The sequence below is a fragment of the Pseudomonas sp. DWP3-1-3b3 genome (assembly GCF_049896305.1).
GTDB lineage: Bacteria > Pseudomonadota > Gammaproteobacteria > Pseudomonadales > Pseudomonadaceae > Aquipseudomonas > Aquipseudomonas azotoformans_A.
The window spans coordinates 683069-694155 of record NZ_JAFCUA010000003.1 but is presented as its reverse complement, the minus strand read 5'-3'; the positions used below and the strand labels follow the sequence as shown (position 1 = coordinate 694155).

Annotated in this window: 12 protein-coding genes; all 12 read right to left on the bottom strand. The window is 63.8% G+C overall.

Features of this window, described 5'->3' with window-relative positions; genetic code table 11:
- Positions 1–179: 179 nt before the first annotated feature.
- On the bottom strand, positions 180–2291 hold the full coding sequence (gene gspD, locus ACP7BX_RS13215; RefSeq protein ID WP_426131782.1) for a type II secretion system secretin GspD: 2112 nt from the start codon (positions 2289–2291) through the stop codon (positions 180–182).
- Between the two features lie 5 nt (positions 2292–2296).
- Positions 2297–2815 carry a hypothetical protein gene (locus ACP7BX_RS13210; RefSeq protein ID WP_426131784.1) on the bottom strand — a complete coding sequence of 173 codons (519 nt, stop codon included), beginning with the start codon at positions 2813–2815 and terminating at the stop codon, positions 2297–2299.
- On the bottom strand, positions 2812–3414 hold the full coding sequence (gene gspM / locus ACP7BX_RS13205) for a type II secretion system protein GspM (RefSeq protein ID WP_033903056.1): 603 nt from the start codon (positions 3412–3414) through the stop codon (positions 2812–2814). Before gspM ends, ACP7BX_RS13210 begins: the two co-directional genes overlap by 4 nt.
- Entirely contained in the window at positions 3389–4381 is a 993-nt protein-coding gene (locus ACP7BX_RS13200) for a PilN domain-containing protein (RefSeq protein WP_426131786.1), read from the bottom strand. The genes gspM and ACP7BX_RS13200 overlap by 26 nt, the downstream gene beginning before the upstream one ends.
- Complete coding sequence (locus tag ACP7BX_RS13195; protein ID WP_426131788.1) at positions 4378–5079, bottom strand: type II secretion system minor pseudopilin GspK; 702 nt, start codon at positions 5077–5079, stop codon at positions 4378–4380. The genes ACP7BX_RS13200 and ACP7BX_RS13195 overlap by 4 nt, the downstream gene beginning before the upstream one ends.
- Complete coding sequence (locus ACP7BX_RS13190; protein ID WP_426131790.1) at positions 5076–5645, bottom strand: prepilin-type N-terminal cleavage/methylation domain-containing protein; 570 nt, start codon at positions 5643–5645, stop codon at positions 5076–5078. Before ACP7BX_RS13190 ends, ACP7BX_RS13195 begins: the two co-directional genes overlap by 4 nt.
- Positions 5642–5974 carry a type II secretion system protein gene (locus tag ACP7BX_RS13185; RefSeq protein WP_426131792.1) on the bottom strand — a complete coding sequence of 111 codons (333 nt, stop codon included), beginning with the start codon at positions 5972–5974 and terminating at the stop codon, positions 5642–5644. Before ACP7BX_RS13185 ends, ACP7BX_RS13190 begins: the two co-directional genes overlap by 4 nt.
- Complete coding sequence (locus ACP7BX_RS13180) at positions 5971–6396, bottom strand: pilus assembly FimT family protein (protein WP_426131794.1); 426 nt, start codon at positions 6394–6396, stop codon at positions 5971–5973. Before ACP7BX_RS13180 ends, ACP7BX_RS13185 begins: the two co-directional genes overlap by 4 nt.
- 7 nt (positions 6397–6403) lie before the next feature.
- Positions 6404–6793: a type II secretion system protein GspG gene (locus ACP7BX_RS13175; protein ID WP_426131796.1), complete on the bottom strand. Its 390-nt coding sequence runs from the start codon at positions 6791–6793 to the stop codon at positions 6404–6406.
- A gap of 13 nt (positions 6794–6806) precedes the next feature.
- Positions 6807–8003 (bottom strand): type II secretion system inner membrane protein GspF, encoded by a 1197-nt coding sequence (gene gspF / locus ACP7BX_RS13170; RefSeq protein ID WP_426131798.1) that lies wholly within the window; start codon positions 8001–8003, stop codon positions 6807–6809.
- Positions 8000–9661, bottom strand: coding sequence for a type II secretion system ATPase GspE (gene gspE, locus ACP7BX_RS13165; protein ID WP_426131876.1), 1662 nt, complete (start codon positions 9659–9661; stop codon positions 8000–8002). Before gspE ends, gspF begins: the two co-directional genes overlap by 4 nt.
- Before the next feature lie 252 nt (positions 9662–9913).
- Positions 9914–10954 carry a LacI family DNA-binding transcriptional regulator gene (locus tag ACP7BX_RS13160; RefSeq protein ID WP_426131800.1) on the bottom strand — a complete coding sequence of 347 codons (1041 nt, stop codon included), beginning with the start codon at positions 10952–10954 and terminating at the stop codon, positions 9914–9916.
- Positions 10955–11087 lie beyond the last annotated feature (133 nt).

Below are 11087 nucleotides of genomic sequence, written 5' to 3'. Positions count from 1 at the left end.
GGCCCATCGCGGCGGCCCACGGATTCAAGCCGGAGTGAGGGCACACCGAGCCTAGGCGAGGTGCCGAGTGTTGGGGCAAGAGCCCTTTGCTTACTTTGGGGCTTTTCCAAAGTGAGCCGCCGTAAGGGCGGAACCATAGGCCGCCGTTACCTAAATAACGGATATGTACACCAAACAACCTACCTACCAGGCCGCAACAACTGCATCTGCTGCCGATAATCATCCGTAACCTGCCGCGCCTGCCCACTACTGGTAATCACCTTAGGCGTAATCAACACAATCAACTCCGTCCGATCCTTCGACTTACTGGTACTCCCAAACAACCACCGCAACCCCGGCACCCGCCCCAGATACGGCACAGCACTCACACTCTCCCCGTTGTCCTGCTTGATCAGCCCCCCCAGCAACACCGTCTGCCCACTCTGCACCGCCACCTGTGTCGACACCGAGCGCGTCGAAATACGCGGATTCACCGGCGTGTCGCTATTGGCACTCTGACTCTCGGCATCACTGACCTGCTGCTGAATATCCATGTACACCAACCCACCCGGATTGATCCGTGGCACCACATCCAGAATCACCCCGGTCTGCACATACTCGACACTGCTCAAGGTGGTGTCCGCATCCCCGGTGTTCACCGTGGTCTGGTTGATCGGAATGTTGTCCCCCACCTGAATCTGCGCCGGCTGGTTGTTCATCACCACCAGCGACGGCGCCGACAGCACCTGGGTGCGGCCATTGGTTTCCAGCGCATGCAACGCCACCTGCAAATTCGAACTGACAAACGAGTAGAACAACGAATCCGTCGCCCCCAGCCCCGCCCCACCACCGCCCAGCGCGCCCTGGCTGCCGGAGGCATTGGCCACGGTGGTGCTGGAGGAGTTGCCCGCCAGCCGTCCCAAATACCACTGCACGCCCAGGTCCAGTTCACCGGTGAGCTTGACCTCAAGAATCCGCGTCTCGATCTGCACTTGCAGCGGCGGGTTGTCGAGGCGTTTGATCGCCGCTTCGATCTCTTTCCACTGTGCAGGCCGGGTGCGCACCAGCAACTGGTTGCTGCTCTTTTGCGCGGTGATGCGGGTGCCGGCTTCGAGGACGTTGGTGGGGGCGACTTCCTTCTCTTCCGGCTCCGGCGCTTCGGCGGCAGGAGGGTTGTTCTGCAGGCCGCCGGTATTGAGCGACGACAGGGTCGTCGTGCGCAGGCCTGGCGCGACCTTCGCCGGTGTGTCGTCCTTGATCGCGCCGGTGCCATAGATTTGCCGCAGGTACTTGGCCAAATCAGCAGCCTTCATGTTGCGCACGTCGTAGACGTACATCTGCGGCTCGTTGCCGCCGCCCTCGTCGATGGTACGGATCCAGTCGCCCACTTCGCTGAGGTACTGCGGCTGGGAAGAAATCGCCACCACCGAGTTGGTCCGCTCAATCGGCAAAAAACGCAGCATGCCGGCCAAAGGCATGCCGCTGTCAGGGCCGAACAGGCTTTGCAGTTGGGGCATCAACTCGGCCACCGAAGCCCGTTGCAGGCCGAACACGCCCACCGACATGCCTTTGAGCCAGTCCACATCAAAGGTGTCGATGGTGTCCTGGTAGTTGGCCAGTTCATCCGGAGTGCCGGCCAGGCTCAGCACGTTGCGGGCTGGATCAACCAGTAAAAATGCATTCTCACGCGCGAACGGCTTGAGCAATTTCTGCATCTCGGTGGCGGAGATGTAGCGCAGCGGAAACAACCGCGCCGACAGGCCGCTGGACGGTTGCGCCACGCTCATCTGCGGCACCAGCTTGCCCGCCACGGCCTGGTTGGCGGGCAGGATCACGTAGCGATCACCCTGTTTGATCATCGCGTTGTCGGTCCAGGACAGCAGGGTTTCGAGGATCGACAGCGCCTGTTGTTTGTCCACCGGCTTGGAGGTGGAAAAGCTCACGTTGCCTTTTACGCCCTGGGTGATGCTGTAGTTTTCGTGCAGCAGGTCGCCCATCACGCTGTTGATCACCGCTTCGATGGGCTGGTCGGCGAAGTTGAAGACGATATCGCCACCCTCCTCTTTCACCACCGGCTGCGCTACCGGCGCGCGCACGAACTGCTGGTTGCCACGGATCAGTTGGCGCTGGGTTGGCGTTTTAACCGCAGGCGGTGGGCTTTCCGGCGCGGTTTGCTCGGTCGGCGGGCGTTGCGAGCCGGTGCCTTGTAGGGCTTCGTGCAGCAGGTCGTCGTCCGGATCGAGGCGGTCGGGGAAGGATCCACAACCGCTCAGGACAAGAGCGGTCGCCAGGCAAAACGTTGAGGTGCGCATGTCGATCAAGGGAGAGGCTCGCGGGGCAAAGTAATGGGGGGCCGGGTGGACGGCAGCGGCAGGCGCTTGGCGTAGAAGCTCAAGGTTTGCGTGCGGCCGTCCAGGCTGAATCGGGCGGATTGCGGGGTCAGGTGGTCCAGGCGCCAGCCGTTGGGCAAGGCCTGGCCGAGGCGGACCGTCAGGGCGCGGCCGTCGGCCTGCTTGAGCATGGCCATTTGCAGATTGCCGGTGATCATGATGCCGCTGAGGGTCAGGTCGGCCAGGCTGGTGACCTGGGCTTTGCCCACGACGCGATCCGGGCTGCGATCCGGGCTGAACAACGGCGCCTGCCACGTGGCGGCGAGGTGTTCCAGCGGGACGCTCGGCGCGACCTGCACCTGGGCGGCGGGATGGGCGCGCGTGGGCGCGTCAGGCAGCCATTGCGGCTCATCACCGATGCTGCTGAGGATCACCGCCATCAACACGCCCAGCAATCCCGACAAGCCGAGCAGGCCCCACTCCACGGGGCGTAACTTGCTGATCATGGGGTCACCCGCGCCGGTTGCAGGTAACCGCGTACCAGCAGGTGCACGACCAACTTGCCTGCACCGCCATTGGCTGGCGCCTGCTGGCTGCGACGAATACGCAGTTCATCCACGAACAAGAACGGCGGCTGATACTCCAGCTCATGCAACAGCGCTTCCAGGGGTTCGATGGCGCAGTCGAGGGTCAGGCTGACCTTGACCTGGCGATACGGCTCGCCGTCGTCCTGCTCCGGGGTGATGGGTTTGCGCTGGGTCAGGCTGCAACCGCCGCCGAGATTGGCGTGGCTGTTGATCAGGTCGGCAAGGCGCTGCATCAAGTCGGCGGCCACCACGTCGGGGTCATCCCCCGGCAACAGGCTGGTGCTGCTGGCCGGGTCCTGGCGGGCTTGCTCAAGCTGTTGGCGCAGCGCATCACGTTGACGCAACACGCCGGCATAGCGCTGCTGTTGCTCACGCAACTGTTCGGCCTGTTCGCCCATGTCGCGCAGGGGGCCGGCGAACCAGCTGTCGACCAGCAGCCAGTAGGCAGTGCCGAGCACCAACGCCAACACCAGCAAGGCAGTGCCGCGGCGTTCACGGGGTGTGAGGGGTCGGCGCATCGGCGGCCTCCTGGCGTAGGTGGGCGCGTAAGGCAAACTGGTCCTTGCCGGTGCGGGCATCGGGTTGGATTACCCCTTCGAACTGAGCGTTCTCCAGGCTGCGGCAGCCTTTGATGCGGGTGATCAATGCGCTGGCCTTGGCGCTTTGGCCAGAGAGGGAAATCTCGCCGTCTTTTACGTCCAACTGATCCAGCCAAGTGTCGGCGGGCAGGCAAGTGGTCAGGTCGTTTAGCAGCGCGGCCAGGGGCGGTTGCGCCAGTTTGCGCCGGGTAAGGTACTGCGCGGCGCCACGGGTATTGAGCAGTTGCTGACGCAGGGCATGCACTTCGGCGACCTCGGCTTTCTGTTGCTGCACACTGGCGTGCATGGCGTCGATGACACGTTGACGGTCGTTGAGCCACAGCAGCATCGCGGCGATCAGCAAGGCCCCGCACAACCACGGCAGGCTGCGTTGCAAACCCATGCCCGGCGGGCGTTGGCGCGGGCGCAGCGGCGGAGGCAGCAGGTCGATGCCGAGGTTGGCCGCATCCACGCGATGGGGGTGCAGGCCGAGTGCAGCGCAGTCGGTGAGGATCGGGTCCAGGCGTTCGCGCAGGATCGCCACCAGCGTGACCTCAAGGTGCGTCGGCGTGCGCCGTTCCTGGCGTGCGACGAAGTAGAGCTGGTCGGCCTCGAATGGGGTGTAGCGGTCCAGCTCATAACCCACCACCGTGTCGAGGTTACGCCCGGCGGCCAACGGCAGTTGCACGTGTTGCAGCAGTACGTCATCCGCGCCGAGCATCAGCACCTGGCGCGTACTGTCCGACGCGACCGGCGCCGCCAACGGCCAGTCGTGGATCTGCTCCGGCGGTTCTGGCCGTGCCAGCCAACTCGGCACACAGGCGCGCAGCTCCGCGAGCCACAAGCGCCAACCCTGTTGCAGCAGGCTGCCGCGCCAGTGCCGGGCGATGGGTTCCAGTCGATTCATTCTTGCCAACGCAACACCCGATAGGGTTGTGCGCTGTCCTCCGTTGGGCTCAATAAAACGGTGACTTGCAGCCGCGCCTGATAACCGCCGGGGCGCTCGGCGCGGCTGTCGACGACGAGTACTTCGCCAGGGTCGGCACCTTCGGCGCTCTGGCGCGCCAGGTTCAGTGCCTTGCGCATCAGCGGGCTGGCGAAGGCGGGATCGGGGCGATCCAGGTCGCTCCACAAAGTGATCTCGGGCAGCAACTGGCTGTAGAGGGTTTGGGTCATGCCGGGCAGTTGGCGCACTTCTTCCAGCACCCGGAACGGCGCAAGGCCTTGTTGGCGGCGCGCGTCGAGGGCCTTGGACAGTTGCGTCGCCTGGGCCGGGGTGGCGCCGCAGGCCAGGGCCAGGCGGGTGAAATCCTGCGCCTGCGCGTTGATCAGGTAGAGCTTGCCGCGCTCACTGCGCAGGCTGACGTACAACTGGGCATCATCAAACGTCAGGGGGATCTCGCGACCATCGGCCACCCAGCGCCGGTCGGCCATGACCAGGGCGATACCGGCTTCGGCGGCCAGCACGGTCTGTGTGTGCTGGCGCAGCCACAAGGCCTGGCGGCTTTCCAGCTGCACCCAGCCGGCCAGGCCGCCGAGCAACACGCTGAGCAACGCCAGCACCCACAGCACCAGCAGCAGGGCCGCACCGCGTTGGCGCCTCATTCTTCCACGCTCCCGCTGGACAGGTTCAAGCGCAGGGCAATCACCTGGGTCACCCAGGGCACCGGGCCGTCGACGTTGGCGGCGATGCGCACGGCCGCAGGCAAGCGCCTGGGCCATGGCCAGTCACTGACCCAACCGGTGGGCTGACCCAGCGCAGACACGCCGCGATAACTGAATTGCACGTCCTCAAGGTTGCTCAGCAACACCTGGGGTTCACGTTGAGAAAACCCGACCTGCAACGCCTGTTCGACCCGTTGCAGGCTGAACCGGTGGATCCCACCACCGAGCACACCGGGCAAGGTCGAGACAAACTCCAGCCGCTGCGCCGTGCCGACAAAAAATCCATCGCCCTCGCCCACCGCCAGCGGCAACGCCTCGCTGATCGCCGTGCGTAAAAACTGTTGGGCGGCGCGCACTTCGTCCAGGCTCACGGTATACGCCTGGGCCTTGGACACGGCACGATTGGCACCCAGCAATGCGCCCCCAACCAGCACCAGCAAAACGCCCAACAAACTGAGCACCACGAGGATTTCCAGCAAGGTAAAGCCCTGCTCGCGGCGCTTCACAGGCGCGCCTTCAAGGTGCTGAAACGGGCCTGGTGCGGGCCCTCACTGAGGACCAGGTCGAGGCGAAAAATATGGGTTTGTTGTCGGGTACTGGTCAGTTGCCAGCGGATGCCATCGAGTTCACCCTGGCTGACGCCGTTGCTCAGTCGCCCTGCAGCCTCCTGATCGAAAATCGTCAGCGCCGCATGGGTGAGCCGATCACTGTGGGCCACCTGGGACAACGAGCGCGCGCTTTGGCCGAACGCAACCAGCAGCACCGTGCTACACACCGCCATCAACGTCAGCGCGGCAAGCATTTCCAGCAGCGTGAACCCGGCCTGATGCTTCATGGCAGCGCCTTGGATTGCACGCTGCCAGTGAGCCAGCCGATATCGATGCGCCAACGCCGGGTGCCACTAGCCACCAACAGATTGCCGCCGGTGGAGCTGCCGTCGGGATAGAACTCGACGCCAGGGCCCACCTGTTCGGCGGTGTGCAACGTCACTTGCAGCTCGGACGGCCACCGTTGCAGCGCACGTCCCGGCGCCTGGAACGTACGGCCTTCCATATCGAATGAAGTCCGTGCCGCCTGCCCGCTGACAATCGCCCCCGCCCGCGTGGTGCGCAGCGCCTCCACCATCTGCCCTACCGCACGGCGTTCTTTCGCCGCCTGCAGGCCCTGGCGTACGCCCAGCCCCAGCAAGCTGGCGGCGAGGCTGATCAACAGGATCACCACCAGCATCTCCAGCAGGGTAAAGCCGCGCTGGAACATGGCGGCGTTACTCCCAATTGCCCAGGTCGGCGCTATAACCTTCGCCACCCGGTTGGCCATCCTGGCCGTAGAAGATCAGGTCGAAGGCGCCATGCTCGCCGGGGAAGCGATAGCCAAAAGCATGCCCGAACGGGTCCTTGAGGTCTGACGGTTTGGCATAGCCACCGGGTCTGTCCACCATCTGTTGCAGGCTGGTGGGTGGTGCGCCGACGTCGAGGGCGTAGCTGTCGATCTTCATGCTCAGGCTGGCCAGTTGCGCCTTGCCCGCGCCGTACTTGCCCTTGTCCACATTGCCGCCGACCTGGCGCACGACGATGGTGGCAACGATGCCCAGCAGCACGATTACCGCAAGCATTTCCAACAGGGTGAAACCGCTTTGGCGGCGGGATTTTCTCATGGGTCAAGCTCCTTCATATATTGCTGGTCAGGCTCATCAGCGGCAGCATGATCGCCAACATGATCACCGCCACCAGCACCGCCATGACCACGGTCAGGGACGGCACCAGTGCGGCAAGCAGGCGGTCGATGCCGCGCTTGGCTTCGACGTCGAAGATGTCGGCCACCTTGAGCAGCATGCGGTCGAGTTCGCCGGCCTGTTCGCCGACTTCAATCATTTGCAGTGCCAGTTCGGGCAACAACGGCTGGCTGCCAAACGCGCTGGCGAGGGTGCCGCCGCCTTTTACCGATTCCGCCGCATGCGCCACCTGAGCCTGCAACGCGCGGTTGGTGCAGACTTGCCGCGCGATCACCAAGGCGTGCAGCAACGCCACGCCATTGCTGAGCAGCGTGCCAAGGGTGCGCGTCAGGCGTGCCGCCTCGACCCGTTGCAGCAACGGGCCGATCACACGAATGCCGAGCAGGCGGCGATCGTATTGTTCCCGAAATGCTGGATTGCGCAGGCGTACGGCCCAACACACACCGCCTACGATCAGCCCGGCCAACACCACCAAGCCATAGGCGCCGAGGAACTCACCCAAGGCCAGAATCACTTCGGTGATCAACGGAATCGGCACGCCCAGGTCCTGGAAGATCGGTACGAATTGCGGCACCACATACGCCAGCAATAACGCCAGGGAACCGAGCACGCCCACCACCAGGAAGGCCGGGTAGATCAGCGCATTGATCACCTCGCCGCGCAGCCGCTCGCTGCGTTCCAGGTAGTCGCTGAGCTGACGCAGGGTACTTTCCAGCGCGCCACCCGCTTCACCGGCACGCACCATGCTCAGGTACAACGGTGAGAAGCTGCCGCCCTCTTGTTCCAATGCGGCGGACAGGGGTTTACCCGCCTTGACGTGATCGCGGATGCGTTCGATCAATGCACGCACCTGGGGTTGGCCGGGTTGCTTGAGCAGCAGCCCAAGGGAACGCTCAAGGGGCTGACCGGCGCCCAGCAACGTGGCCAGTTGCTGGGTAAAACTCACCAACGCCGCGCCCTTCAACTGCCCGCGTGAGTTGCGCAGCAAGGAAGTACCGGCCGCTTCAATCTGCAACAGCAACAGGCCGCGCTTGTGCAGGGCCGCGACGGCGGCGACTTGATCCTTGGCTTGCAGCGTACCGTTGTGCGGCACACCGTGGCTGTCCAGGGCGCGGAACTTGAACAGGCTCACGCGCCGTCCCCACGGGTAACGCGCAGCACTTCTTCCAACGAGGTAATACCCGCCAGCGCTTGGCGCAGTCCCTCTTCATACAGGGTGCGCAAACCGGCGCGGCGAGCCGCCTGTTCCAACGTGGCGGCATCGGCGTGACGCATCAACAGGCCGCGCAGTTCGTCGTTCATCACCAGCAGCTCGGTCAGGGCACTGCGGCCGTGATAACCCCCGCGATAGAGCAGGATCGGCCGTTGTTCGGTCAGGCGATCCAGCCCATGTTCTGCGATCAGTTCCGGCGGCGCTTCAAAGGCCATACGGGTGCTCGGATCCAGGCGCCGCACCAGGCGCTGGGCGAGAATGCCGCTGACGGTCGAGGCGATCAGGTAGCTTTCCACGCCCATGTCCAGCAGCCGCGTGATACTCGCCGCGGCGCTGTTGGTGTGCAGGGTGGAAAGCACCAAGTGCCCGGTCAGCGACGATTGAATGGCGATGCGGCAGGTTTCCAGGTCGCGGATCTCGCCGATCATGATCACGTCCGGGTCCTGGCGCACGATGGAGCGCAGCGCCCCGGCGAAGTCCAGGCCGATGGCGGGCTTGACCTGGATCTGGTTGATGCCTTCGAGCTGGTACTCCACCGGGTCTTCCACGGTGATGATCTTGCGCTCGGCGGTGTTGAGCCGCGACAGCGCGGTGTAGAGCGTGGTGGTCTTGCCGGAACCGGTGGGCCCGGTGACCAGCAGGATGCCGTGGGGCCGTTCCAGCAGGTCGAGGAAAGTGGCCAGGCGCTGGCCGTCGAAGCCCAGGCTCGGGAAGTCGAACTGCACGGTTTGCCGGTCCAGCAGGCGCAGCACCACCGACTCGCCGAAACTGGTGGGCACCGTGGACACGCGAAGGTCAAGTTCCTTGCCCTGGATACGCAGCATGATGCGCCCGTCCTGGGGCAGCCGACGTTCGGCGATGTCCAGCCGCGCCATGATCTTCACCCGCGAAATCACCGCCGCCGACGAACTGGCCGGCGGCGCTTCGGCATCGTGCAATACGCCGTCGATGCGATAGCGCACCTTGAGTTGGTTTTCGAAGGGTTCGATATGGATATCCGAGGCGCGCTGTTCCACGGCGCGCTGCAGGATCAGGTTGACCAGGCGGATCACCGGCGCTTCGGAGGCCATGTCCTTGAGGTGTTCGATATCTTCCTGGGTGCCGCCCTGCTCATCGAGGTTCTCGATCAGCGTGCCCATCGCCGAGCGGCCCTGGCCGTAGTAGCGCTCGATCAGGGTGTCGACTTCGTTGCGCGGGCCGATGGCCAGCCACACCGGCACCTGGCACGCATAGGCCAGGGCCTGGAACGGATACCGTTGCGCCGGGTTGGCCGCCAGCACCCGCAGACCGCCCTGGCTCCAGCCCATGGGCACCACTTGATAGTGACGCATGAAGCGTTCGGTCAGTGCAGGCAAGGGATCGAGCAACGGCGGCGCGGCGTCGGCCAGCAACAGCGGCGCCCCGAGCAATGCGGCCCAGGCGCGCGCCAGTTCCACTTCGGAGACCAGGCCCAGGCGCGTCAGCAGGCTCAGCAGGTCGTCCGTGGACACGCGTCGGGCGCGCTCCAGGTCCACCGTTTTCAGCCCGGCATGCTGCATCAGCCACGCGCACACCTGTTCGGGGTGCGGGATCTGCATCTGGCAGGCATCGATAGGCGCTGACGACATAATGTTCAGGTATCTAGTGTTGCGAGAAAGTATGGCTATTTGAAACTACGGAAACATGCCATTAGTTAGCCACAACCCCGTATAGAGTAAGCCGGGGTTATCGACTGGAAGTTATAGACCTAGTTCCGGAAGGAGGGGAATAAAATAAACATAAGCGCCAAGACACTTGCGCCAGAGCCTTGGCAGCCAATAGCCATCACTCCACTAGTTGCAATTAGCCACTTAGGCGCTTTCACGCGCAATCAAACGGCACTCCAATAAATTCAAACGCGTTACTTCATCTTCTACAGGCAGCACCCCCAAACTTTCAAGCACACGCGTGGCGGCCAATACACCTATTTCCAATGCGGGCGGTTTGATCGTGCTCAGGCTCGGCAACAGCATTTCGGCGAACGGGTAATCGCCGAAACCGAGCACCGCGCACGCCTCAGGAATCTTCAGTCCGGCCCGCTGCCCAGCCAGCAAACCACCGGCCGCCAGGTTGTCATTGGCGAAGAAGATCGCATCTGGCGGCGTAGCATGGCTCATCAATGCTTCCATGGCCTGTTTGCCCGCTTCGAAGGGTGCGCGATCCGCGTCGGGAGCGAAGACCCAGGGCTGCACACCCAACGCGATCAAGGTCGCGGCGAAACCCTCACCCCGCTCCATGGCGCTGAAATCCCCGGCTGCACTGTTCTGCACGAAAGCAATGCGCCGATAACCCTGCCCATGCAGATAGCGCGCAGCGGTGACGCCCACTTCGAAGTGGGAAAACCCGATCTGCAACGGTGCGCGTTCGGGCACGTAGTCCCAGGTTTCCACCACCGGGATATCCACGTCGGCGATCATCTTTTCAGTCGCCGCGCTGTGGAAGCGGCTGGTCAGCACCAGCGCCGCCGGCGACCAGCCAAGGAACGCACGCACTGCGCTCTCTTCCTGCTCGGCGCTGAAGTAACTGGACGCCAGCAACAGTTGATAGCCATGCCGGCTGAGGGTGTCGCTGAAGCCCTGGAGGGTATTGGCAAAGATCGGCCCCGAGATGTTCGGGATCACCATCGCCACGATGCGCCCACGTGCCGAGGCCAGCCCGCCGGCCACCAGGTTGGGCACATAACCCAGCTCGGCCACCACCTCGGCGATGCGCTCGCGGCGCTCGGGCGACACCTGCTCCGGCTGGTTGAAGTAACGCGACACGGTAATCGCTGACACGCCGGCCTGGCGGGCCACGGTGTTCAAGGTGACACGCCCGGCGCCACGGCGTTTGCGCGGTTTGTCTTCGCTCACGGGATGATCCTGTTAAAAACCAAAAAGAATATAGGACTAATTTTTCAGTATTTGACGTTCTAAACCAGACCTACCAATAATGCCGATGTTAGCGCTAACAAGGCGCGTTGTCTGCTACTCGCTCGAGCGAATG